Annotated in this window: 31 protein-coding genes; 23 read left to right on the forward strand and 8 right to left on the reverse strand. The window is 47.7% G+C overall.

The genetic code is table 11. The annotated features are described in order from the left end of the window. Both ELR70_RS14725 and ELR70_RS14730 read right to left on the reverse strand, forming a co-directional pair. Entirely contained in the window at positions 1-387 is a 387-nt protein-coding gene (locus tag ELR70_RS14725; protein ID WP_054015111.1) for a hypothetical protein, read from the reverse strand. Next, complete coding sequence (locus tag ELR70_RS14730) at positions 380-1,540, reverse strand: hypothetical protein (RefSeq protein WP_054015110.1); 1,161 nt, start codon at positions 1,538-1,540, stop codon at positions 380-382. Before ELR70_RS14730 ends, ELR70_RS14725 begins: the two co-directional genes overlap by 8 nt. A 146-nt stretch (positions 1,541-1,686) precedes the next feature. Between ELR70_RS14730 and ELR70_RS14735 the strand changes: the two genes are divergently transcribed. The 3 genes from ELR70_RS14735 (at position 1,687) to ELR70_RS14745 (ending at position 3,093) form a co-directional block, all read left to right on the forward strand. Continuing rightward, positions 1,687-2,094 (forward strand): hypothetical protein, encoded by a 408-nt coding sequence (locus ELR70_RS14735; RefSeq protein WP_054015109.1) that lies wholly within the window; start codon positions 1,687-1,689, stop codon positions 2,092-2,094. A gap of 162 nt (positions 2,095-2,256) precedes the next feature. Next, on the forward strand, positions 2,257-2,613 hold the full coding sequence (locus ELR70_RS14740; protein WP_054015108.1) for a helix-turn-helix transcriptional regulator: 357 nt from the start codon (positions 2,257-2,259) through the stop codon (positions 2,611-2,613). A gap of 9 nt (positions 2,614-2,622) precedes the next feature. Beyond that, entirely contained in the window at positions 2,623-3,093 is a 471-nt protein-coding gene (locus ELR70_RS14745) for an ImmA/IrrE family metallo-endopeptidase (RefSeq protein WP_054015107.1), read from the forward strand. A gap of 663 nt (positions 3,094-3,756) precedes the next feature. On the opposite strand, the gene ELR70_RS14750 is transcribed toward ELR70_RS14745, so the two are convergent. The 5 genes from ELR70_RS14750 to ELR70_RS14770 form a co-directional block, all read right to left on the reverse strand. Next, on the reverse strand, positions 3,757-3,981 hold the full coding sequence (locus tag ELR70_RS14750; protein WP_054015106.1) for a hypothetical protein: 225 nt from the start codon (positions 3,979-3,981) through the stop codon (positions 3,757-3,759). Positions 3,982-4,097: 116 nt separating this feature from the next. Then, positions 4,098-5,324: a hypothetical protein gene (locus ELR70_RS14755; RefSeq protein WP_054015105.1), complete on the reverse strand. Its 1,227-nt coding sequence runs from the start codon at positions 5,322-5,324 to the stop codon at positions 4,098-4,100. Between the two features lie 14 nt (positions 5,325-5,338). Next, on the reverse strand, positions 5,339-8,050 hold the full coding sequence (locus ELR70_RS14760) for an ATP-binding protein (protein ID WP_128064615.1): 2,712 nt from the start codon (positions 8,048-8,050) through the stop codon (positions 5,339-5,341). 19 nt (positions 8,051-8,069) lie between these two features. Continuing rightward, positions 8,070-8,591, reverse strand: a complete 522-nt coding sequence (locus tag ELR70_RS14765; protein ID WP_054015103.1) for a hypothetical protein — start codon at positions 8,589-8,591, stop codon at positions 8,070-8,072. Between the two features lie 12 nt (positions 8,592-8,603). Continuing rightward, positions 8,604-9,101 (reverse strand): helix-turn-helix domain-containing protein, encoded by a 498-nt coding sequence (locus tag ELR70_RS14770; RefSeq protein ID WP_054015102.1) that lies wholly within the window; start codon positions 9,099-9,101, stop codon positions 8,604-8,606. A 141-nt stretch (positions 9,102-9,242) separates the two neighbouring features. Here ELR70_RS14770 and ELR70_RS14775 point away from each other — a divergent pair, with 141 nt between their 5' ends. The 5 genes from ELR70_RS14775 to ELR70_RS14795 all read left to right on the forward strand — a co-directional run bounded on the left by ELR70_RS14775 (position 9,243) and on the right by ELR70_RS14795 (position 13,907). Further along, entirely contained in the window at positions 9,243-9,575 is a 333-nt protein-coding gene (locus tag ELR70_RS14775; protein WP_054015101.1) for a hypothetical protein, read from the forward strand. Positions 9,576-9,610: 35 nt separating this feature from the next. Further along, positions 9,611-10,039: a hypothetical protein gene (locus ELR70_RS14780; protein WP_054015100.1), complete on the forward strand. Its 429-nt coding sequence runs from the start codon at positions 9,611-9,613 to the stop codon at positions 10,037-10,039. Between the two features lie 63 nt (positions 10,040-10,102). After that, positions 10,103-11,005: a hypothetical protein gene (locus tag ELR70_RS14785; RefSeq protein WP_054015099.1), complete on the forward strand. Its 903-nt coding sequence runs from the start codon at positions 10,103-10,105 to the stop codon at positions 11,003-11,005. After that, on the forward strand, positions 11,005-12,663 hold the full coding sequence (locus tag ELR70_RS14790; RefSeq protein WP_054015098.1) for a Mu transposase C-terminal domain-containing protein: 1,659 nt from the start codon (positions 11,005-11,007) through the stop codon (positions 12,661-12,663). The genes ELR70_RS14785 and ELR70_RS14790 overlap by 1 nt, the downstream gene beginning before the upstream one ends. Continuing rightward, positions 12,663-13,907, forward strand: coding sequence for an AAA family ATPase (locus ELR70_RS14795; protein WP_054015097.1), 1,245 nt, complete (start codon positions 12,663-12,665; stop codon positions 13,905-13,907). The genes ELR70_RS14790 and ELR70_RS14795 overlap by 1 nt, the downstream gene beginning before the upstream one ends. A gap of 70 nt (positions 13,908-13,977) precedes the next feature. On the opposite strand, the gene ELR70_RS14800 is transcribed toward ELR70_RS14795, so the two are convergent. Further along, positions 13,978-14,460, reverse strand: a complete 483-nt coding sequence (locus ELR70_RS14800; protein ID WP_128064616.1) for a hypothetical protein — start codon at positions 14,458-14,460, stop codon at positions 13,978-13,980. A gap of 66 nt (positions 14,461-14,526) precedes the next feature. Between ELR70_RS14800 and ELR70_RS14805 the strand changes: the two genes are divergently transcribed. The 15 genes from ELR70_RS14805 (at position 14,527) to ELR70_RS14860 (ending at position 21,551) form a co-directional block, all read left to right on the forward strand. Next, on the forward strand, positions 14,527-14,886 hold the full coding sequence (locus ELR70_RS14805) for a hypothetical protein (RefSeq protein WP_054015095.1): 360 nt from the start codon (positions 14,527-14,529) through the stop codon (positions 14,884-14,886). Next, positions 14,883-15,263 carry a hypothetical protein gene (locus ELR70_RS14810; protein ID WP_054015094.1) on the forward strand — a complete coding sequence of 127 codons (381 nt, stop codon included), beginning with the start codon at positions 14,883-14,885 and terminating at the stop codon, positions 15,261-15,263. Before ELR70_RS14805 ends, ELR70_RS14810 begins: the two co-directional genes overlap by 4 nt. Beyond that, on the forward strand, positions 15,256-15,459 hold the full coding sequence (locus ELR70_RS14815; protein WP_054015093.1) for a hypothetical protein: 204 nt from the start codon (positions 15,256-15,258) through the stop codon (positions 15,457-15,459). Before ELR70_RS14810 ends, ELR70_RS14815 begins: the two co-directional genes overlap by 8 nt. Beyond that, positions 15,452-15,886: a Mor transcription activator family protein gene (locus tag ELR70_RS14820; protein ID WP_054015092.1), complete on the forward strand. Its 435-nt coding sequence runs from the start codon at positions 15,452-15,454 to the stop codon at positions 15,884-15,886. Before ELR70_RS14815 ends, ELR70_RS14820 begins: the two co-directional genes overlap by 8 nt. A 2-nt stretch (positions 15,887-15,888) precedes the next feature. Then, a complete protein-coding gene (locus ELR70_RS14825; protein ID WP_054015091.1) occupies positions 15,889-16,083 on the forward strand; it encodes a hypothetical protein in 195 nt (64 codons plus the stop codon). After that, positions 16,080-16,229, forward strand: coding sequence for a hypothetical protein (locus ELR70_RS24900; protein ID WP_160317363.1), 150 nt, complete (start codon positions 16,080-16,082; stop codon positions 16,227-16,229). The genes ELR70_RS14825 and ELR70_RS24900 overlap by 4 nt, the downstream gene beginning before the upstream one ends. Before the next feature lie 2 nt (positions 16,230-16,231). Further along, the gene (locus ELR70_RS14830; protein WP_054015090.1) at positions 16,232-16,459 is read left to right on the forward strand and encodes a hypothetical protein; all 228 of its coding nucleotides are present in this window, start codon (positions 16,232-16,234) and stop codon (positions 16,457-16,459) included. Further along, entirely contained in the window at positions 16,456-16,659 is a 204-nt protein-coding gene (locus ELR70_RS14835) for a hypothetical protein (protein ID WP_054015089.1), read from the forward strand. The genes ELR70_RS14830 and ELR70_RS14835 overlap by 4 nt, the downstream gene beginning before the upstream one ends. Before the next feature lies 1 nt (position 16,660). Next, on the forward strand, positions 16,661-16,816 hold the full coding sequence (locus ELR70_RS24905) for a hypothetical protein (protein WP_160317362.1): 156 nt from the start codon (positions 16,661-16,663) through the stop codon (positions 16,814-16,816). A 362-nt stretch (positions 16,817-17,178) separates the two neighbouring features. Further along, positions 17,179-17,592: a glycoside hydrolase family protein gene (locus ELR70_RS14840; protein WP_054015088.1), complete on the forward strand. Its 414-nt coding sequence runs from the start codon at positions 17,179-17,181 to the stop codon at positions 17,590-17,592. Beyond that, the gene (locus tag ELR70_RS14845) at positions 17,589-17,840 is read left to right on the forward strand and encodes a hypothetical protein (RefSeq protein ID WP_054015087.1); all 252 of its coding nucleotides are present in this window, start codon (positions 17,589-17,591) and stop codon (positions 17,838-17,840) included. Before ELR70_RS14840 ends, ELR70_RS14845 begins: the two co-directional genes overlap by 4 nt. A gap of 1 nt (position 17,841) precedes the next feature. Then, positions 17,842-18,345, forward strand: coding sequence for a DUF1804 family protein (locus tag ELR70_RS14850; RefSeq protein ID WP_054015086.1), 504 nt, complete (start codon positions 17,842-17,844; stop codon positions 18,343-18,345). Further along, on the forward strand, positions 18,345-19,259 hold the full coding sequence (locus tag ELR70_RS25430) for a hypothetical protein (RefSeq protein ID WP_241566308.1): 915 nt from the start codon (positions 18,345-18,347) through the stop codon (positions 19,257-19,259). The genes ELR70_RS14850 and ELR70_RS25430 overlap by 1 nt, the downstream gene beginning before the upstream one ends. Beyond that, on the forward strand, positions 19,256-20,083 hold the full coding sequence (locus ELR70_RS25435; protein WP_241566309.1) for a hypothetical protein: 828 nt from the start codon (positions 19,256-19,258) through the stop codon (positions 20,081-20,083). Before ELR70_RS25430 ends, ELR70_RS25435 begins: the two co-directional genes overlap by 4 nt. After that, positions 20,076-21,551: a DUF935 family protein gene (locus ELR70_RS14860; RefSeq protein ID WP_054015084.1), complete on the forward strand. Its 1,476-nt coding sequence runs from the start codon at positions 20,076-20,078 to the stop codon at positions 21,549-21,551. Before ELR70_RS25435 ends, ELR70_RS14860 begins: the two co-directional genes overlap by 8 nt.

A 21,551-nucleotide genomic window follows, 5' to 3' on the forward strand; every position in this document is an offset into this window, starting at 1 on the left:
TTACTTCACAATTAAATAGGGAGAGATGGTTGCACTGCCCACCGTGCCAAGCTTGCCACTTTCAAGCGCAGTGCCCAATACCCAAATCTCGTTGTCTTCGGCGTACAAGCTCATATCGAGTTTGATGCCACGGCCCTCAGCATCCGACACCAGCGGGTCGCCCGGCATCACATCACCGCCATAGGTCACTTCGCCTGTTTGAGTCATGGTGACATCTACGCGGTGTACTTCGTTGTCGCTACCAAGCTCTGTCAGGCCCAGGATAGGGCTGCTAACCCCAGTGGCCTGCGTAGCGGTAAAATCAGCACCGGTTGAAACTGCTGCAATGCGGTATTTGCCCAGCATGCCGTCTGCAATGTAGTTTTTAATTAATCCTGGTCTAGCCATTGTTGGACTCCTGTTTTACATGCGCCATTGCCGCGCTAATGCTGATGGTAATACCGTTATCTGACTGCGATTTTTGGAACTCCAACGCCTTACTTGCCAGCTGCTCAGCAGTCAGCTCGCCGTCGCCTTCCTGGCCGTCGTGCTTGCTGAAGTCTTTTGTCAGCCCGTTTTGCTCAGGCAGGGACTTTAAAAAGTTTTTGAAAAATGCAGCCGGTTTAACCGTGCTAGTGCCAGAGCCATCTGCTGCGGCGAACTCAAATGTTGCATCGCCTCCAGCCTCCAGGTTTGCCATAAAATCGGCCAGGCCGTCTGTGCTGGTAACGCGTGGCGCTTTGCCGCCGTTAACTTCTGTGTCAATAAATGTCTGCGCTGCAATTTTTCGCTGGTTAAACTGCAGTTTCGCATTTTGCTGTTCGGCTGCGTCCAGCTTGGCCTGCAATGCCTTCTCTTGATCAGTCGGTTCACTCACTTGGGTTTCCTCTGTTTTAGTTGGGGGGGCGCTAAAGCGGTGGTCGCCATAGCGTTCTTTGTCTATTTCGTGGTCGGCAATGGCGGTTTGGCGTTTCAGCCAGTCCGCGTCCCAGTTGGGCATAACGCGGTCAGCAGTCTCTACACCGTACTGCTCTATAAACCATTCGCGCAGATTGCCCATAAAGCTGGTGAGTGTGCGGGCGGCCTGCAGTGCAACGTCGTCTGCGCGCTCCTCTGCATCACTGGCCGCAAACTCAAAAACAACGCCAGGTTCATCGCCGTTAAACTGCCACGGCATACCAGCAACAGCAGGAGGTTTACCACCCAGGTAGCCAATATGGCCGAGTGTGTAGTCACCGGCTTTGCCTTCCAGGCGTACACTGCGGTTGGGATAGCGTTTGCCTTCTACCGCCTCTGCAAATTCAACGGCCACATCCTCGGCGCGGGCAAACAGCGCACCGTTTTCTACTTTCAGTTCGCTGGTCCAGCCCCATGCCGGGGCGTTCATATCTGGGTGGCCAATCACCAGCGGGCTGGTCTTGGGGGTAAAGTTGGTAACAACAGAATTAAGGTCAGCCTCAGTAAATTCCTGGGTCTGCCCGGATGAATCGGTATGCGTACCAGCCCGAAAGATTTCGAACCAGTCAAACTCAGTGTTTTTGGTTGTTGCTTTGTCAGCCATCGTGCTCACTCACGGTTAATGATATGAGCTGATGTTAGCGGGGGAGAGGGGTTAAATTAGGTGTAAAACACTTTACAGCTAAACGGGTTAGCGGCTTTAAATAGACTACTCAGGCAATCAAAAATGATCAACCCTGAGGATAAATAATGAATACAGAACAGCGTTTTTTAAACTGGCTGGCAACAGGCCGAACAGGTTACAGCAGCGAATACATGGGGTTTAAACTACTCGGTTACAACAAAAAGCGCGTCAGCCACCCGTCAGATCCGGGCGACTTTAACCGCTGCCTGGTCATGCTCCAGGAGGTGTTCAACGGCGATAAGTCCCAGCTGCATAAACTGGCAGGCTCCAGCGCGTACTGGGACGCACTCCTGCCAAAGTGGAACGACATAGAGCAAACGTTCCTGGACGAGGCGGGTTACAACTGGAGCAAAGGCACGAAAGCACCTAAAACCTACAACCTGCTGCGCACTATCCTGGACAACGTCAAACCCAACAAAAAAGACACACCGGTGTTTTCAATTAACCTGAATAGCGTAATAGATGGAGAATAAGAACAGATTTGCTTAAGTTGATTTCTAATATAAAACAGTAACTTAAACCAAGCCTTCATAAAAAATGAAAATAAATTAACTAAATCGGTTGAATTATTTCCCGGTATTTATTATATTTAACCTGACCCAAATAACTAACCGGGTCTAATGGAGCAATTAAGCATGTCACTAACAGATTTCGGAAAAGCAGTTCGTAAGGCACGAATAGACGTAGGACATACGTTGAAAACGATGGCTGAAGAACTTGGTACATCAGCAGCTTTTTTAAGCGGCCTGGAAACTGGAAGTAAAAAAGTGTCTAAGGAATGGGTGAGTAAGATCGAAGATTTCTTTCAAGAAGAAGGAATTAAAATAGAAAACCTATCTACTCTGGCTGACGTTGCAAACAAAAGTGTGTCCTTATCAGGACTATCACAACAGCAACAAATGCTAGTAGCTGGTTTTGCTAACTCTTCGTTTACTCCTGATGAGCTTAAACGATTTGCTGATTTTTTAGAAACGATTAATCAAAACGGCTAGGAGTAGAGTATGCCTGAAAGTTACCGACTGAGAGGAAATCGCGTTGCACCAATGCCTCTCAGTCGAATCAATAGCGTAGCTGTGATAGTTGCCAAATATTTTGGCTTTAACAAAAGAAATAAACGAAAGCTCGATAAATGTTTTGAACAGCTATCAGAGATAGGGGTAACCCTTCAAGTTATTGATGATACTGAATGGCTCTTTGTGACTAAAGGACATTATGACCCAAATAAAGCTGTAATATCTGTACCTCAGTCAATATATTTAAACGCTTGTGGTGGGGATAGAGATGCTTTAGCAGTTATGCTGCATGAATTAGGGCATATGTCACTTAGTCACAAAGCTCTTCTACATCACACAGACAATGACGATGTGTGCAAAGAAGAGGATGCCGAGTGGCAGGCAGATTCATTTGCCGAAAAGATTTTGGAAATCATGGGATATGAGACTAGTCAGTTATCACTTGATTTTTATATGTGAAAACCCTATCCAAACGGAGTAGGGTTCACAAGGGTTCCTTTACTTTAATAGTAAAGGGTAATTTCAACCTGAGGCATAGCAAAGGTTTAAATCACTTGTTTGGCGACATTGATATTAGACTTTAATAATAACTTTTTCAAGTTAAATTATGCGCTGCGCCTCACAACTTTGTGGAGGATTCAGTATGGCTACTGGGTACTGTCCAAAGTGCAAACAATCTTGTGAGATTAGTTTTGTTACCCATGTGGTTAAAAATGGCAAAACTATTTATCCCAAGAAAGGTAAGCGCTGTTTGGTCATTCCTAACTGCACGCACTGCAAGTAGAATGACTACATCACAAAGCCGCTGTATCAGCGGCTTTTTTTGTCTTATAACCACTTTGTCTTTATGAAAGCGTAATTGTAACTTTTACTACGCTTTTTACCACCCGCAACACCCACCACCTCAAACATGAGTTTAAACCCAGTTTAAAACCGGTTTAAAAACGCCTGAAACAGTTTAAACGGTTTTAATGCAACTCTACCCACAGCAAAATTATCACAGCGGCGCTCAGGGCGCGTCTGAGCGCTTTTGTATTTTGGGTGTAATTCAGGAGATGGGATTTACGCATAGGTCCAGGTAGCGCAATTCAAAGCGGGCTACTTGGGCCCGAGAATAGTAGATTAAAAGTCAGGTTCTTCGTCAGCAAAAACATCGACCGGTATCTCTACCATGTCACCGACTTCCCAGCATTTAAGATTTAAGATTTCCTGTGGTGTACCTTTCTTTACATAAAAATAATAGTTATAAAGCATCTGATCTGAGTTACCCCAGTTTTCCTCAATTTCGATATCTAACGAATCAAACAAGTGTTTAGGTAGCCCTAAATAGTCGCAGAGTGTACTCATATAATTTCCTCATGATTATTTGCTTACATTCACAACTAGAGTATTCGAATTCTCTCAGAGAGAGTAGGTAAAATATGACCTGCAACTCGGATTTTCATTGCAATACGACAACTATGTCAAATGATTTGATTAAGAATGGCAAAGGCCTGATTTCCAGCTACACCAACATAGGTGCTAAGCGCGTACTCTTTGAAGCTAGTAAACGCCAGTGTGGAGCGCGCCTTCAAATCTCTTGCGGTTTCGTAAAAGCTCTTGGCATCAAGATTTGCACACTTAATTAATTCGTCCAATCGCTCTACAAGTTCGATTATTTCGGGTTCATTACATCCAATTCTATCTAGGACAGCCTCAAAACCCTGTTCACTTAACACAAGCAAGTCAGCCTGCAACTCTTGTGTAATCTCAACATTTTCGTTTACGTCTCTTACTTTGGCGAATAAATCTTTTAGTAAGTGATTTGACTTTTTATTTTGAATTTTAATTTGTTCCAATTCATCAAACACTTCTTGTTGTTTAAGCGCTAGGTTCCTTTCAACAGACAATGCCGCCAAGTTGATTACGTTCTCTAGTTCAAACTGCTCTTGCTCTGTCTTAGCAATCGTATGGCTAGATTGTTGCTCTGTTACTACACACGCATAGTCCCTGAGTAATTGTGTAATTAGTTTTCTCATGCCTGGCGTGAATTTTATAGTCATACCTATTGAATTTTTCCCGAGCGTAATATCTACATTAAAGTGGTGTTCGGGAAAATTATTGCTGAGAACTTCCTGAAAGTGGGACAAAATAATTTTGCCAGCTTGGAAATACTCCTTCTTGAAGTGTATTGTATCAGCTGTGAGTTCTTCATAATCTAAAGAGTTTTGTCGAGATTTTTTCGCTAAAGCCAAATCAATCACTTCAGGGTTGCCTGAATGATGGTGTGAACAAACAACCAATGCAGTATCTTCTTCGATTGCTCCTTTATTTAGCGCATACCCTTGCATAAATTCGACACCATCTTCTAAATATTTTTCATTCTTAACTACAAAAAGGGTAAGGTGAGCTTTCTTTTTTCCTTTAGCAGAACTCAGTTTGCTAAAGTAAGCTCCAAAATGCTTCCTCTCAATCTCTGGACTTAACGTGATCACAATTAGTTTATCTTTTAATAGAACTTCTAATTTGTCGTTCTTGTTTACCCCTTTAATAGGGTTGTAATTCCAATTTTTGGACTTTAGGTCATTAATAGTGTTTTTTCGTGTAAGGTCTGTATACTTGAATATCTCATTAAACAAATCTGCCTTTCGGCTAACAAAGCCTTCCCACGTTGTATTGTAAACGTAAACTCTAGATATAGGCATCGCCATAAGCTAATCTCCTTTTACATCTTCTCAAGCATATCTCGCTGGATTTCATCTTTGGTTGGGCGCTCTGGTTCTATGAGTGGGAACATCATCGAAATACTCGTTCCTTTCTTTCCTGTCTTAATACGCAACTTGGTGTGAAATGCTTTGGCTATATCTCTCATTGTGTACAGGCCTTCACCAAAATGCAGGCGCGACCTTAAAGGGATCCCTACTCCATCATCTTCTATGCATACTTCAAGTTGGCTTTTGAGCTTATGAATATTAACTTTCACAAATGTACCTTCGGAGTGGAGTACTGCATTGTGCAGCGCGTGATATACCACAGAGTAAACGTCTTTCTCCAATTCCTTATCCATTTTTAGACGACCCAACGTTACGTCAAAATGAACTTTAATCTTTGCCTGTAGATTTGACTGCACTTGGAGTAAGTCTAAACCCGACTTAAGTTTTTGATCGCCCAGATACGGACCATTGTGCGCAATCGGTTCAAGCAGCTCTAGCACTTTATCTAATTTAACCAACCCCTCAGTTAACATGGTGTCGTCACCAGAGCAAAGAACTCTAGCTTGCTCAGCTAACATAGCCGCATGAGTAAGGTTGCTGCGCTGTAACTTTTCACGGTTTTGACGATAGACCCTGTGAAACGATTGAATCCAAAAATGAACATAAAGACCAGCAACAAGTAAAACAGCCACAACAAATGCTATGTAAGCGGTAATTGCTGTAGGGGAGTTGTACCAAGCAGACGTAATCTCAAACTGATAGGTTACTGACTCGCTCCAAGCCTCCCCGAGCCGCTGCCTGAACTCAACTACATAGCGGTCAGGAGCCAACTCGTTCAACTGTAGCATTGGGCTGTGTAAAGACAGCCAATCACCACCATTGAAACGATACTCATATTTAACCCGATCATTATACGCATATTGTAAATTTGAGACCGCAATATCGAGCCAACCGTCTTGATCTAATGTCAAACTCGTATTACCCAGTGAGACCCCGTTAGCTGATTTCACATAACTCACGATTGGAGCGTCCAATTCAAATTCGCTAGAATTTGAAATCTCCAGAAATGCACTATCGCTAACAGCATAGATACGCTCACCCACTATACGCATACTGCCGATCATGAAAGCATGATCTTGAGTTTCGCGTATTAGCTGAGTCGCTGATTTATCGGCGTCCAAAAAATGAATACCGTTGTTTGTCAGCAAATATATTTTGTTCTGAGACTCTACAATCTCTTTGATGTATTTGGGAGAAGGAACTTTAATCCAGTCGTCGCCATCTTTTCTATAAAGCCCGTCACCGTAAGTCGCCATATAGATATTACTATTAAACATTGCAACATCAGTTACCTTAGATTGACCTTGGTATTCATGGAAAACTGAATTTGGCTCACTGGCCCTGACCAATCCGGCTGCTGTGCTAATATACAGGTGACTATTAATCTCTGTTACATTCAATATCTCGTTACTGATCAACATTGAGTTGATAATATGAAAATCATCATATTCCAACTTTGAGTTAAAGCGGACAATTCCGCTTTCATCCGTTGCCAGGTAAAGCTGCTCGTTGATTACAGTCGAGTTGATAACATAGCCGTTAAAAATCGGTTTAACGGCACGCTTGGTTACGTCAACAGAGTACGCACCATCGTTCGTAGATACGATCAGGTACCCTGCAAAAGTAGAAAACGCAGTGACTTCAAAATCCTTGCCTATCTGCTCATTGAGCCACTCAACTGGCTGTCCATCCTTGTATACTCCTTTCGTTGTCCCTACCCACCATGAGCCGTTTACACGCTCCAAAATGTTGTAGGGTGAGCCAACAGTAAAATTACTAACACGGCTGTTGCCCTCCACAATACCAAATTCGTTAATGTTTAGACCCCAAAGCTGTTGCTTGCTATCAGCAAACATGGAGAGGTAAGTCTTTCTGGTAGAGTTTACTTGCTCACGAGTTTGTTCCAACGTAGTTAACGATACTTCATTCACACTGTCACCATCCGTGTAATAAACAAAGTAAGGTGCTACGTATGTAAGGTTCTCAGCGCGCTTTATCGAGTCATTGGTAAGCGTAGTGCCCTGTAAATTCGAGTAGTAGCCGAGATGATCATTAGCAAAATACACAACTCCGTGTGGTGTTACATCAATGTCGCCGACTTTGACTGTTTGTGCCACGACATTTGTACTCATACCCTTTTGAAACTGATAGAGGCCATCACTTGCTAGCGCAAAGACATGACCATATCCAGATTCCAAATCTATAACCTCAGTTTTCCCCGATAGTCGGATCGCATACTTACCTGTGCTCAACTTATACTCAAGAACACGGTTAGCTTCCTGAGTGAATAGACTTTCATGGGTAATGGCTATATTCGTTGCTGATGTTTCAGCAAATGATCGAGCTTCAAGGCTCCTAAGATCAATTGACCATACAGCACCGGAGTTATATAAAACATACGCTACATCCGTATCGCTGATCTCAATATCTCTTGCAAGACCAGAGGGCAACGCTGAGAAGTGACTCAAATTTAGAAGGTGTTCGCCATCATATCTGAGCAGCCCTTCATGTGACGGGAAATAAACGTAATCACGGCTGTCCTGAGCAACACTGCTAAGATGCTCAACCTCTAAGGCTGCTGCTCCACCGTGCAAAGCTAACGCCAGTAATGTAATCCTTGCTGCAAACATAGCTAAGAATTCCTTTTTATAAGGGGAGGTCATAGCCACCCCTTGGCCCTAATTATTCGACTTCTTGCGGGTTGTGGTTTCGTACACCGCATCCAGCTAGCACCACTGGAGGGAATGAAGAAACAGAATCCATTTCAAAATTAACAACACTCGTTTCATTAATACTAACACGTGAAACCATTTTGTTAAATTTGTTTTGCTGGCGTTTTTGCCAATCGAAGTTTTGCTCTCGGGGAGCAAGAATAAATAGGTAGGTAGGTTTTCTAGGGTCTGACGCATTTTGCTTGTTTTCCCAGGCCTCCATAACGGATTGACCAGCACTTTCACCATACAAGTGAGTATAAGCAGCTGCGATTAATTGGGCGCCTGAATTACTCATAACCATAACGGCTGTGTTTTTGTAGTCGCTGCCACAGTCAAACGACACATCTACATTGAGTGTGCTGCCATCTGGCAACAACAGGTCAGCATTCATCCGCTGAACTTGCGCTCTGTCAGGCAAAGGTTCAAGAGCAACTGCCGATGAAGACAGCATTCCAAGGAGCAGAGCTAGTGGGGCAATTCTAATTTTCATATTATTTATCCTTCAGTAGGCCATATAAAGCGCTCCCTCAGCAATGGTTTTAACCATGATTTCGTTAAAGTTATGCTCAAATGCTTTTTCAATTAACATTGGCCGTAACTTATTACGAATTATGAGTTCACGCTCCGCGTCAAGGTGTTTTGGTTCCAACAAATCATCCATTATTTCTTCAACTAAGGCCAATGCGGCCAATGCATCTTCGGTACTATTTCTAACACTACCGCTGGATTCCACAGTTGGTTTTTTGTCATTGAAAGTAGCGTCATTTGATTTGCTTTTACTCTCAATCTCAAAGATCTCATCAAGAGAGACACCCTTTTTGATGCAAGCTAAAACTATAGCTGCGTATGGAAGCGTCTCTTTCTTTCTTGCCATAGCTATCCCACTATGAGAGAGCCCAAGCTCTTCTGACAAAGCCCGATCACTACTCACACCAAATTTCTTTTGCAGCTTTGAGATCACATCACCTATCTCAGACACCGCCATACTATCGGTAAACATTTTTAGCTGTCAACACCTAATTTATTTAGCATAAAAAATAAAAATTAAACTTGACGCTATATTTATTTAGCGCTAACTTGAAAAAACACTAAGTGCAAAATAATTTTAGCGAAACAATTTAAGCATAAAGGTAAATCTATCATGACTGACCAAGAAAAAAAATTTGAACATATGTCTATCGAAGACATCAGCAGCGGCTTATCAGCAAATGACGTCCAGTTTTCAGATATTGCTGCCGCAAAAGGCTGCTCAGTTTCACATGTATACAACGTTGCTGCTGGCAACTCGACCTCTAAGCACATAGCTACAGCAATTTGTCTGTCCCTCGGAAAAACCCTTACTAGCGTGTTTGGTGACAAATACACAACAAGAAAAAAGCGAGGTCCAAAAAATCGGGAAATCAGACGGCAACAAATTGCAGATGCAATTAAACAAGGTAAGCCGGTCCCAGTACCAAGAATGGATCATATGTAGAACGAGCACCACATTAAATAGCAGGAGATTTTCACGTGGAAAATTACGACTCTAAACTAGAAAACAACATTTTTGAAAGTCAAACGCCACCCGATTGTGAAGTGTTGGCAGCTTTCTCACATGCTGTAAACGCGTGTATGCGCAGAAGCGGCTTCACTCGCGCAGGCCTTGCAGACAGAATGAATCGCGCACTGCAAGCACATGAAGTTGAGGTAAATGAAGGTAACTTGAATCGCTGGTTTGCCCCAAGCCAGTCGACAAATATGCCCATTCAATACCTACCAGCGCTATTGTGGGCGCTAAAAAGCATTGAGCCGCTAAACATTCTTGTTGAGCCGATTATGTATAAGGCTGTAAACCAGCGCGAGCTAATGATGCAAGATGTAGCGCAGGCCGACATTGAAATCTCGCAATTACAAAAGCATAAGCAGCGACTGCTAGAACAACTCTCGCCTAAGTCCTAACTAATCCCGGAGCTATGACAATGCCTATCAAAGACCAAGATCTGCCCAAATTTCGAGGTTGCTATGACAACTGAACTCGCTGCAATCGTTGGTGAAGAATCAGCTGATGAACTGCAACACCAGATAGAAAGCCAAACTGCGCCACTCAATATAGTAATGCCTAATAGTATTGACGAGTGCATGGACCGGGCGACATTTCTGGCAAATCGACAATTTAGCGACGCAGCAGAAATGGGCTTCATTTTATTGCATGTCAAAGCACAGTTAAAACATGGACAGTTTTCTCAAATGTTAATTGAGCGCGGCATACACAGACGCACAGCTACAAGGGTAATGGCTGTAGCAAAAATGCTAAAACAGTTACCAAAAAGCAAAATGGACACGGTGTCCATTTTGAACATGTCTCAAAAGCAGCTGACCGAACTCACCAAAGTTCCCATTGAAACGCTCAAAGAGCTGGACGATGAAGACTACGAAGTATTAGCTGAAACAGCCAGCAAGAACATCCGCGAGCAAGTAGCCGAACTGCTGGAGAAAAAGTCTGAACTCGAAGACTCGCAAGCCGAGCTGATCAACGAACTGGAGCAGGAGCGACTGCGCAAAACGCCGACCAGCCGGTTTGATATGCCCATATTTTTGAGCGAGATACGCAAAGACGCCATCTGCCATACCGAATTATTAAACGACGCACTCCAGCAGGCGCAAATGGGGGTTACTCAGCTGTGCGAGCTGCGCACGCTGGACTTGCCATCGCGCATTGCCGCCGCCCAGGTGGTACACCACGCCTACGCCAGTATTTACACCCAGATAGGCACCATGCTCAGCCAGCTACACATGGAGTTTGGCGAGTATGTACAGGGCATCGACAACCTGCCCAGGTTTGACGATGCCGAGTGGCAATACGTCGATACCGAGCGCGAGCGCCTGCTGGAATCATTCCGATTAAGCACGAAAGGAGATAAGTAATGCATCCTGCTGTGATCAAATTTAATAACCTTCCTGCCAAAGTGGCTGCGCCCACCTGGCAACAGGCCAGCGATAAGGCCCGCAGTACTGCAATGGCCAGGCAAACCATAGTTAAACACCTGCTCAGCGCTGGCACTGCCATAGATGCGGCATTTGTAAGGTTTAAACAAAACCTGGAAAGCGGACTGGTTACGCCTGCTCTATCGCAAGCCATTATTACCGTTAATAAGGTGCCCAGCCGTGCAACCCTGTTTAACTGGGTAAAGGCGTACAAGGCCAATGGCCTGGAAGGGCTGTTACCAGCACACCGGGGCAGGGGCAAAGACCTGCCAAACTGGGCCACCCGCGCGCTGCAGTTTTACCATGCCCCCACATCGCCGTCGTTTGCCATGGTGGCCGACGACCTGAAAGCCGAAGGCTATAAAGTAGAGGCGCACCAGGTGCGGCGCTTTATTGGCTCGCTGCCGCACGAACTGGGCCCTAAGAGCCCGTACCGCATGGGTGCCAAGCTGTACAAAGAAGCCCATAAAGATTTTAAGTTGCGCTCTACTGCGCACATTCCGGCTGGTTTCTTATATAACGGCGACGGCCATACGCTGGATGTTTACCTGGCCCACCATAAAAGTGGCAACCCGTTTAGGTATGAGTTAACCGCACTGCAGGATGTACGCAGCCGCAAAATTGTTGCTTGGGATCTGAGCGAGGCCGAAAACACATTAGCAACCTTGAACGCCCTGACGACCTCTATCAAAAAGTACGATCACCTGGTGAGCATGTTTTACGTGGATAACGGCTCGGGCTACAAGGCCAACATGATGAATGAGGAATGCATAGGCGTGTATGCCCAGCTGGATATAGAGCCTATTTTTGCCATTCCTGGTAATGCCCGTGCTAAATGGATTGAGCGGTTTTTCCTGCATATGGAAGACCGTGTTGGCAAGCGGTTCCAGACCTACTGCGGCCGCCACGAAGACGAGAGCTTTAAAAAGCTGGTACTCAAGGAGATTAAACAGGGTAAGCGCCACCTGCCCACCGTTGAGGAATGGGTGGCCGAGTTTAATAAATTTTTAGACCACTACCACAACAGCCCGCACCCGGAGGAAACCGGCAAAACCCGTCAACAGGTGTGGGACGAGAACTTTGTGCAATCAAAGCCGCCACACATTGATTTTGATTTTCTGCCCAAAACCAAAGTTAAGGTGCGCCGTGGCCAGATCCAGTTACACAAACGTACGTACACAGCCGACTACCTGCACCAGTTTAACGGCCAGGAGCTGATAGCCGGTTTCAGTATGACCGACGACAAAACAATCAAACTCCATGAGCTAACTGGCGAATTGCTGCTCATTGCACACCTGAAAACCAAAGTGCCCGCCATTCCTGAGTCGCGCATAGAACAGCGCCGCGACGAACGCACCAAGTTCCAGCTCAAGCGGCTGGATAAGAAGAAGCACGAAATCCTGGCACAGGCCGCAAAAACCCGCGTTGTGGATGTAGACGAGGTTGAAGAACTGGCAGCCGACACCGGACCCCTGAGCATTGAGCACAAAGAGCAAACCCCGTTTTTTGAAATGGACCTGAACGACTTTCTGGTTGAACCCGAACAACCAGAGGCACTGGAGCTAACCGATTTTGCAGTAACAGAGGATGACGAATAATGACATTTACAGAGCACTACAGCGAGTTGCAGCAGCTGCAAACCCGCATTATCAACAACGAGATTGAGCTATTTAACATACCCGCCACTGAGTATTGCAATGGCTGGGCACTGGAGAGCGTACAGGCTGTACTGGAGGGCAAAAGCCCCATTGACCCCAAGAAGGTGATCAACTCACTGTGGCAACAGTTTTTTGGTGAGTTTGACCCGCAACTGTTTATGGCAGATGCGCCTATATCCAACGCCTACACAGAGGACGACAAGCTGATCCTCGCCCGTATCAAGCGACGAATGAAGGAGAAGGAACTGGAGGGGCAGGGCGTTATGAGCAGCACCCTGGCAACCCGCATTAATAAAAGCTCGGGCACCATCAGCCAGTTGTTAAACGGCAAATACGCTGCGAGCCCTACTAAGTTGCTGCACGAGATTTGGAGCATCCTGGAGCCTACCGACATGGAGGTACAACAGGATAGCAAGCCCGCAAAAAGCGATGCCCTGGCTAATATCCGCATCCGCTATGGGGATGTGCCCTATGTACAAACATCAGTACCAAAACTAATAAAAATGGCGTGCGAACATGCCCAGGAGCGCCGGCGTATTGCCGTAGTTGCGGGCACTGCAGGCATTGGCAAAAGCAAAGGGGCGGAGCACTACCGTGACAGCAACGACCACGTATTTATGGTTGATGGCGACGAGGATATGACCTCTACCCAGGTGCTAAAGGAGCTGGCTGACCGCCTGGGCATATCCAAAACCGGTGGCAACAGCAGACTGCGCGACAAAATAGTCGACGCACTCAAAGGCACCAACAAAATCATCATCCTGGACGAGGCCGACAAGTGCAAACCCAACGCGCTCGACCCACTGCGTACTATCTCTGACCGTGCACAAATTGGTGTGGTGCTGATCGGCAATATCCAACTTGTAGACAAACTACAAAGCCAGGAGCGCTACGAGCTGATCGCCAGCCGCGTGTGCTTCTGGCCTCGTGCGGTAGGCGAACTGCCTATCGAAGATATCAAAACCTTATTCATGGAGCTAAGCCATGGCGCTTTGCCACTGGCCGATGACAGCGAAGCATTTTGGAAATGGTTGCACTCTCGCGTGGAGGGCAATGCTCGAATGCTGGTCGAAAACGTGATGCCACACGTGATCTCACATGTACGCAAGAACCCAAATAAGAAGGTCGACAAACTGATGCTGAACAGCATCTGCGCGACCATTTTGAATAAGCAAACTATCTGATTTTTAAAAGAGTGGGCTGCTGTACAACCCACTCAGCAACCACAACAGGAGATATAAAATGACTAATGTACTACACCCAGCTGGGCACCAGCACGAAGGGCGGCTCACTTGCAAACGGCCACTCAATTACACCCGCAGGCTGAGCGTCCAGCGACACCCGATAAGCTGACTGAATGCGGTCTAGATAAAACATTGTTGTGTCGAGCAGATCAGGCTCATTCATCAGCGACTCATACACCCGCTGAGCCGCACACAGCTGACACAGCGCATAGTAATAAACCAACAGTGCTTTCGAGTCGTGCGCGTTTGGAACTACGGTCTGCAAAGCGGATTGCAAGACTTGAGAACCTAACCCAAAGTCATGCACCGCTTTCAAAATTCCTTGAATCAACGCCTCAGACTGCGCGCTGTATTCTTGCTCCAGTTCAACAAATTCACGTGGGCACATTCCTGAAATTATTTTGCTTAGCACATTGGTGTGCTCGGCAGGTAGCGCGTCTGCAAGTGTTGTTTTCAGGGAGCCACAAAGCTCAGTAATTTTAGAGAAATCCATTTTAACCCTTAACAAAAGTAAAGGCCTTGCTGCAACAAGGCCATCATCAACAGAAGGAAAATACACATGGCAATTTCAGTAAAAGTACACGAAGCCTTCTTTAGCGGCCATTTCGTCCTCAATGACAACCTGGACGAACGCACCATGCTGCACCACCTCGGCAAAAACGACCCCGAGGGCGTTATCCTGGACGAGGTAGACGGCAACGTAGTAGGCGCGTTCTGCGTATTCCTTGGGCAAAGGTTATACGAGTGCAAACAACTTACCAAGGTTAAATCACATGTAAATTTTACGCAGGAATTTACGAACCGGTTCGACCGCATCGCCCGAATGTACCAGGGCGACGATCAGCCCTGGGATTTTAAGTTGTTGGAGTATATGACGTTTCCAACGGTAAAAATCGAGGAAGCAGAGGTGGCGGCATGAACATGGTACGCAAGATAAAAGCGGCACAGAGCCGGGCCGGAATAGGCCAGGACGAACACGTTGCCAACGTTTTGCAGATCAGCAACAACGTAACCAACAGCTGTACAGGGCTTACCCCCAACCAGCAACAGGCTCTGTTGACCCGCTACAACGGTATGGCAGCCAAAAAGCCACTGAACAAATCGCTACGCCTGATCTTTAGCCTGTGGGGCCAACTGGCCAGCGCCGGTAAGGTGGATGAAGACAGCAAAGAGGCCTGCGAAAACTGGTGTAAAACCTACACCGACGGCACCAACCTGTACAAAGCAAACGATCACTGGGGCAAGCTGATCAACATGCTAAAGCAGTGGCTGGCGCGGGAGGTACCCAATGGCTAGAGGTGCAGAGATTACTATAAACCCAGAACGCCCCAAATATAGCGAGGGCGTTTATCCTGAGCTGAGTAAACGCGACAAAGCAAAAGGGGCCGCGCGCAGAAAAATAGACATACTGGCCGAGGAAAAAGAGTTTGCCGCGCTGTGCTCGCAAGACTCTGGCCTGGGTTACCTGTTCGAGGATGACGACTATGGCTGAGCTAACAATTGACCTGGGCGTGCTGCCTCACGGTGTGCGGGTGTATGTTGCGGTGCTGGGTGTTCAAAAGGCACTAAAGCTGCTCCAGGAACATCAAAACCGGATGTTTTACATCCCCGCAGAGCCAGGACCAGAGCACGAGTTTAGCAAGGTTTTTGGTACCGACCTGGCAATGCGTATAGCCCAGGAACATGGCTGTAAAAGCTACCAGGTGCCAACCGCCGGTAAAGTGCTGGCTCAGCTACGTAACCGCCAGATCATTGAGGCGTACAAAGCCGGAGCCCATGTAAACCAACTGGTTGAGCGGTTTGGCCTGACCCGGCAGCACATAACCAACCTGGTTAGGCAGGCAGAGCCAGACGCAGCCGCCATCGAGGACTGGTTAGGCCAACGGGGAGACGGCCACCTGCAGCAAGAGCTGTTTTAACAATGGACAGCAATAACATTGTCCTGATAACCGCCCAGCAGCTGGCATGGAGCGACAAGCCAAAAAAGGAGCACTATGTCGAGGCGCTGGGCTTTACACAGAGACACATACAACACCGAGTGGCGTTAAATTTGCCACTGTACGGCCTGGACAAAGAACTGGCCCAGGCGGAACAAGAATTAGGAGAAATGAAGTGAAAACAGCCGAATTTACAAAGTTTGAAGTCCGTGCTCGCTGCCCATATTGCGAGGAAGAATCCCTTATTTACCCGGATGAACTGCGCGACCAGGAAGCTCAGTGTCAGCATTGTGATGAAATGTTTGGTTTAAAAAATGAGGCTTAACCATGGATACATTCGTAATTTTGCTTTGGAAAGACGCACGGGTAGCAACCAATGAGGTTTACGGGGTTGTTGAGGTAGACGAGCACGACATAGCGCGTTTGGTCGCTGAAAAATACACACAGCTAACAGGTAACAAGGTCCAGCACTGCGAATTACGTGGTGTTGTGAGTGACACAAACGAAATGTACGCCAATTTACCAAGGCTGGACATTGGCCAGGAGGATTTATGAAACTAACAGCAGAACAATTTAACGAACAATACTCTGTCGGTAGTGGGTTTATTTACCAATCTGTTATGACGTTTAGAGACGGCGAAGCGGTCAAAACTGCGAGCGACGCCTGGACCATGTGCAGCGGTGAAGTGGTGGTGAAACTACAGGGTAAGTCGGGCTGTTTTTCTGTGGACCATTTGACATATACTGGGAAATGATATGAAAAAACACCTAAAAACAGCTTTGATTTTGGTCGGGTTGATTTTTCTACTGGGCGGCGCGTTTACCGTTGATGAGCCCACCGACAAAGCCATTGAGCCAGGCCAAAAATTCAAAAACGGATTACCGGCACTAAGGCCCATCCAGCCCGATTGAAACCGAGTTTAAACCCAATTTAAACGACCGTTATTGCAGTAGGTCGTTTTTTGTTTTAGCCTAAATAGCCACACCACCGCACACCCTGTGTAAAACATTTTACAGCTAATTTACCCCAGCAAACCCGCCATACTCGGCCCATGAGCAAAACATCTGAGCCTGTTTGGTCACTAGCAAACGCATAGTTGCGGCCCCAACTCGGGAGGCAAAAATAGCCATTTCCCGGGAATGCCAGCCCAACCTCATTGCACTGCTACGCAAAGCCGTTCGCACGCAGCTGGATAAGCAACGCGCCCCGGTACCCGCACCCAGACCTGTGCCCACATGTTTTCAAATTGCCAAACAAAAACTAAGGGCCGCGAATGGAAAAGCTGATCAAACAACTCAAACAACATGAAGGCGTGCGCCTGACGCCATACACCTGCCCAGCAGGATTTCAAACAATTGGCGTAGGCCGCAACCTGGAACAACGCGGCATAACCGAGCGCGAAGCCGACTACCTGCTAAGTAACGACATTAGCTACTTCACTGACCAGGTGCGCTCCAACATTGATACCTCACGCTGTAACCCAGCCCGCGAAGCGGTGTTGATCAACATGGCATTTAACCTGGGCACAAGTGGCCTGCTGAATTTCAAAAAAACCATCGCCGCCGTCGAAAAAGCCGACTGGGAAACGGCCGCTTTAGAAATGTTAGACAGCCGCTGGGCCGTGCAGGTAGGTAAACGCGCCGACGAACTGGCCGAGCAAATGCAATCAGGGGAGTGGTTCGAATGACACCAGAACAAGAACATCAGCTATTCAGATCGATCGGCGAGATACAAGGCACGCAAACTGCAATCCTCCAGCAGCTAACAGATATAAAGTCTGACCTGAACAAGCGCGTAGATGGCATCGAACAGCGCGTGACAACGGTTGAAGAAAAGGTCACCAACACCCGAATCAAAGTAGGCACCATCAGTGGCGTTACCGCCCTGGCTGTGGCAATTGCAGCCGAGCTTTTGAAGCTCAAAACCGGGGGCTAGTATGGCGCATTCTGCAGAGATAAAGAATGCGGTTCGCCATAGCTACGTAAATGAGCTGCTGGCACTGTCTGTTGCGGCTGTAAAACACTCCGTAGCTGACGGAACAGCACGCCGCTGGAAAGCCGAAGCCAAGGCCAATGGCGATGACTGGGACCTGGCGCGAACGGCAGCACGCAAGGCAACCGGCCCAGCCGGAGAGTTTACCCAAGATTTTGTAGAAGAATTTACCATCCAGGTACATGAAACGTTCAACCTGATCAAAGACCCAGAAAGCGGCCTGTCGCTGGCAGACAGAATAAAGGTGCTAACCCAGCTTAGTGATACCTATTCAAAAGTGATGAATCTGAGCGGCGGAAATAAAAAGGTTGAAAGACGCGCCGTGGCAGCCGAAGTACTCAAAAAGCTGGCTGCATTTGTTGGCAAAAATCACCCCGATTATGCCCCTCAACTCGTTGAGATACTGACCGCATTTGGCCCGCAACTCGTCAATATAATGGATGACTGATGGCTGACCTGAACAGCAAAGAGTTTCTGGCTGAGCTGGAGCAGATCACCGCTGGTCTGCGCCTGGATATTGAGGCCAAACAAAGAGACATTGATCCAAGCCCGGAGGCCATTAAAGCAAGGCGTAAGCAGGTGCTGGGCGGTGACTTTGAGTATTTCGTGTATACTTATTTCCCTCACCACATGTGGCTGGACGAGGGGCAGAAGCCCAGTGAGTTCCAGGCCTACTTTATGAACTGGTTCCCCGAGGCGCTAAAACTAACCAATGGTTGGAAAAACTGGTTTGTTGCACCACGGGGCGAAGGTAAGTCGACGCTGGGCGTAAAGATAGCACCGGTTTATGTGGCAGTGCTGGCACTGCTTCAGGATGACGACGTATGCAAAGAGCTGGGCCTGGCAAAGCCCGACATATTTATTGACTACACCATTTTATTTGGCGCAGAAGCAAAAATGCCCGCCAAAACACTCGAAGTGGTTAAAACCGAGCTGCTGCAAAACAACAACCTGATGCTGGATTTTCCGGAGGTCTGCCAGGCGTCGCCAGTCTGGAAAATTGGCGAGTTTGTTACCGCCCAGGGCGTGCGGTTTGAAAGCCGGGGCGCTGAGCAGTCCGTACGGGGCGCATTCCATGGTGCCAGCCGCCCTAAATTACTCATGGCCGATGACATTATCACGGATAAAGAGGCCAGGTCGGCTACCGAGCGGGACTCGCGATGGGCATTCCTTGAGGCTGCGGTGCAGTACCTCGGCCCGCCCGACGGCACGGTTAAATTCCTGGGCGTAAACACGGTATTAAACAGCGACGACCCTATCTCGCGCGCCGAGCACGCGCCCGGCCACCTGGTACACAGGTTTAAAGCGATCGGTAACTTCCCGAGCGCATGGACCTGTGGGAAGAATGCCGCGAACTCATGATCTACAAGGACAAAGAATTTGAGAAAAAAGCGGCAGCCAAAGGCCAGGCCGTTGCTAAAGAGGACAAACCCTCATTTAAGTTTTGGATCAAGAACAAGCGGCAAATGTCAAAGGGCGCAAAAACCAGCTGGCCCAGTGTGCGATCTCTGTATGACCTGATGGTGATGTGGGCGTCTAATAAACGCGAGTTTAACCGCGAGATGCAGGGTATAGCCAAAGCCGATGACGAGATGATATTCCATCCAATGGAGTTTTGGGTGCATCTGCCCAGGATATGGACGCCCTACGGCGCTTGCGACCCCAGTATGGGCAGAACTGCCGGGGCCGACCCCAGTGCGTTACTGGTTGGTCTGTTTTGCAAAGAACTAAGCCAGCTGCATTTAGAGTACGAGAGCCGCAAGGTACGAGGGCCCAGCAAATTGCTCAATGACCTGATCCGCCTGCAGCGCGAATACAAATGCCTGGTGTGGGGGTTTGAGAACAACAACGCGTTTGAATACATGCGCCAGGACTACGTTAAGCGGGGTATAGAGGAGGGCGTACCACTGCCATTGCGCGGGATCACAGCAACGGTGAGCCAAGAAGAACGCATTGAAGGATTGGAGCCCTATGTAACCAATCAACCGGCGCAGATTCTGTTTCACTCCAAGACACCATTGCTGATCGACGAGCTGGAGAATTGGCCAGAGAAACAGAGCAACCATCACTACGACCTGAGCTGTTGTTTAACTATTTTATGGATGATTGCCAGCACCGGAGCCGGTGGCATTCCAAAGGTCCGCAGTACCAAAGTGACCAAATCAATAGGGGGCTACCATGTCTAAACCTCACCTGAGTTATAAGGGATATAGAGCCCTGCAAAAGATGTTCAACATGTCGCAAACAGACCCAAATATGTTTGGGCTAATGCGAGAGCTGCCAAACCCAGACCCGATCCTCCGCAAGGCAGGTAAAAGCGCGTTTATCTATGACGAGATTGCAACGGATGCCCATGTGATCGGAGAGCTGCGCAGCCTGCGATCAGGCATGTTCGCGTTTAGTGCTGAGCTGGTACCAGGTGGTGATGATGCCGCCAGTAAAAACAGCTATGAGCTGGCTATGGCACTCATGGGCCGCCGCCCGGCAGCCATGACGGAGTGGATGGACACCGACTGGCACAACTACAGTGCTATTTTGCATGGGTTTGCGGTTACGCATCTGGGCAAGTTCCAAAAGACCGACGGGCGCTGGTTGCCGTCATCCGTAGAGCAGTGGCCAGCAGGCCGGTTTGTGTTTACACCTGATCATGAGCTACTGGTAAGGACCCGCGAAAACCCACAGGGTGAGCCAATCCTACCAGAGCGCTGGACATGTGTTCGCCACATGCCAACAGCCAAAAATCCCTATGGTACCGCGCTTCTGAGCAGTTGTTTTTGGCCCTGGACGTTCAAACACGGCGGGTTCAAGTTTTTTGTGCAGCTGTGCGAGCGGTTCGGCGTGCCATTCCCTGTAGGTAAGTACCCTGTGGGTACGCAGGACAATGAGATCACCGAGTTAATGGAGGGGCTGGCCAAGCTGATCACAGATGGCATCGCGGTTATTCCCGATGATGCCACAATGGAGATACTAGAGAGCAAAATGAGCGGTGAGCCAGTGCAAAAGCAGCTGATCGACCTGTGTAATGCAGAGATGAGCAAGGCATTGACCTCCCAAACCCTGGCAACAGAGCAAAAGTCAGGTGCCCGTGCGGCCAGCGAGACTCATGCAAAAAGAGCGGGCGAAAACCAAAGGGCAGACAGGGCGCTGGTATCAGGGTACCGAAACCAAATCCTGGAAATTGTTCACCGAGTTAATTTTGATGGCGGCGAGCCACCAAAATACATCTGGCGAGACCAGAAAGAGATAAACCTGGACACGGTAAACGTAGTGCGTGAGTCCGCCAGGTTAATACCCGTGAGCGAGGATTATGCCTACAAAGTCTTGGGCATTCCAAAGCCTCAGCAAGGGCAAGAAATCCTGGAAGTAAAAGACGACGGCACTGGCATAGCCAGCGCCGCCAAGGTGGAGTTTGCCGCAGGCGATCAACCAACCACCGACATACCCACATTCGATGCGTTTGACCAGGCAACCGAACTGGAGATCGCAAAGATATATGAGTTTGCCCAGCAATCGGACTCAGTCCAGGCGCTGGCAGACAAGATAAAAGCACAATTCCCCAACATCACATCAGGCGCACTGGCCGACATCGCAGGGCAGGCGTTTGAAAATGAATTTTTAGCGGGAATGAATGAAGCGAATGATGAGGAAATTTAA

Source organism: Pseudoalteromonas sp. R3, from assembly GCF_004014715.1.
GTDB lineage: Bacteria > Pseudomonadota > Gammaproteobacteria > Enterobacterales > Alteromonadaceae > Pseudoalteromonas.

Coding starts and splice junctions, on each gene's coding strand:
- ELR70_RS14725 (WP_054015111.1), bottom strand. CDS start 387: ATGGCTAGACCAGGATTAATTAAAAACTACATTGCAGACGGCATGCTG.
- ELR70_RS14730 (WP_054015110.1), bottom strand. CDS start 1,540: ATGGCTGACAAAGCAACAACCAAAAACACTGAGTTTGACTGGTTCGAA.
- ELR70_RS14735 (WP_054015109.1), top strand. CDS start 1,687: ATGAATACAGAACAGCGTTTTTTAAACTGGCTGGCAACAGGCCGAACA.
- ELR70_RS14740 (WP_054015108.1), top strand. CDS start 2,257: ATGTCACTAACAGATTTCGGAAAAGCAGTTCGTAAGGCACGAATAGAC.
- ELR70_RS14745 (WP_054015107.1), top strand. CDS start 2,623: ATGCCTGAAAGTTACCGACTGAGAGGAAATCGCGTTGCACCAATGCCT.
- ELR70_RS14750 (WP_054015106.1), bottom strand. CDS start 3,981: ATGAGTACACTCTGCGACTATTTAGGGCTACCTAAACACTTGTTTGAT.
- ELR70_RS14755 (WP_054015105.1), bottom strand. CDS start 5,324: ATGGCGATGCCTATATCTAGAGTTTACGTTTACAATACAACGTGGGAA.
- ELR70_RS14760 (WP_128064615.1), bottom strand. CDS start 8,050: ATGACCTCCCCTTATAAAAAGGAATTCTTAGCTATGTTTGCAGCAAGG.
- ELR70_RS14765 (WP_054015103.1), bottom strand. CDS start 8,591: ATGAAAATTAGAATTGCCCCACTAGCTCTGCTCCTTGGAATGCTGTCT.
- ELR70_RS14770 (WP_054015102.1), bottom strand. CDS start 9,101: ATGTTTACCGATAGTATGGCGGTGTCTGAGATAGGTGATGTGATCTCA.
- ELR70_RS14775 (WP_054015101.1), top strand. CDS start 9,243: ATGACTGACCAAGAAAAAAAATTTGAACATATGTCTATCGAAGACATC.
- ELR70_RS14785 (WP_054015099.1), top strand. CDS start 10,103: ATGACAACTGAACTCGCTGCAATCGTTGGTGAAGAATCAGCTGATGAA.
- ELR70_RS14790 (WP_054015098.1), top strand. CDS start 11,005: ATGCATCCTGCTGTGATCAAATTTAATAACCTTCCTGCCAAAGTGGCT.
- ELR70_RS14795 (WP_054015097.1), top strand. CDS start 12,663: ATGACATTTACAGAGCACTACAGCGAGTTGCAGCAGCTGCAAACCCGC.
- ELR70_RS14800 (WP_128064616.1), bottom strand. CDS start 14,460: ATGGATTTCTCTAAAATTACTGAGCTTTGTGGCTCCCTGAAAACAACA.
- ELR70_RS14805 (WP_054015095.1), top strand. CDS start 14,527: ATGGCAATTTCAGTAAAAGTACACGAAGCCTTCTTTAGCGGCCATTTC.
- ELR70_RS14810 (WP_054015094.1), top strand. CDS start 14,883: ATGAACATGGTACGCAAGATAAAAGCGGCACAGAGCCGGGCCGGAATA.
- ELR70_RS14815 (WP_054015093.1), top strand. CDS start 15,256: ATGGCTAGAGGTGCAGAGATTACTATAAACCCAGAACGCCCCAAATAT.
- ELR70_RS14820 (WP_054015092.1), top strand. CDS start 15,452: ATGGCTGAGCTAACAATTGACCTGGGCGTGCTGCCTCACGGTGTGCGG.
- ELR70_RS14825 (WP_054015091.1), top strand. CDS start 15,889: ATGGACAGCAATAACATTGTCCTGATAACCGCCCAGCAGCTGGCATGG.
- ELR70_RS14830 (WP_054015090.1), top strand. CDS start 16,232: ATGGATACATTCGTAATTTTGCTTTGGAAAGACGCACGGGTAGCAACC.
- ELR70_RS14835 (WP_054015089.1), top strand. CDS start 16,456: ATGAAACTAACAGCAGAACAATTTAACGAACAATACTCTGTCGGTAGT.
- ELR70_RS24905 (WP_160317362.1), top strand. CDS start 16,661: ATGAAAAAACACCTAAAAACAGCTTTGATTTTGGTCGGGTTGATTTTT.
- ELR70_RS14840 (WP_054015088.1), top strand. CDS start 17,179: ATGGAAAAGCTGATCAAACAACTCAAACAACATGAAGGCGTGCGCCTG.
- ELR70_RS14845 (WP_054015087.1), top strand. CDS start 17,589: ATGACACCAGAACAAGAACATCAGCTATTCAGATCGATCGGCGAGATA.
- ELR70_RS14850 (WP_054015086.1), top strand. CDS start 17,842: ATGGCGCATTCTGCAGAGATAAAGAATGCGGTTCGCCATAGCTACGTA.
- ELR70_RS25430 (WP_241566308.1), top strand. CDS start 18,345: ATGGCTGACCTGAACAGCAAAGAGTTTCTGGCTGAGCTGGAGCAGATC.
- ELR70_RS25435 (WP_241566309.1), top strand. CDS start 19,256: ATGATCTACAAGGACAAAGAATTTGAGAAAAAAGCGGCAGCCAAAGGC.
- ELR70_RS14860 (WP_054015084.1), top strand. CDS start 20,076: ATGTCTAAACCTCACCTGAGTTATAAGGGATATAGAGCCCTGCAAAAG.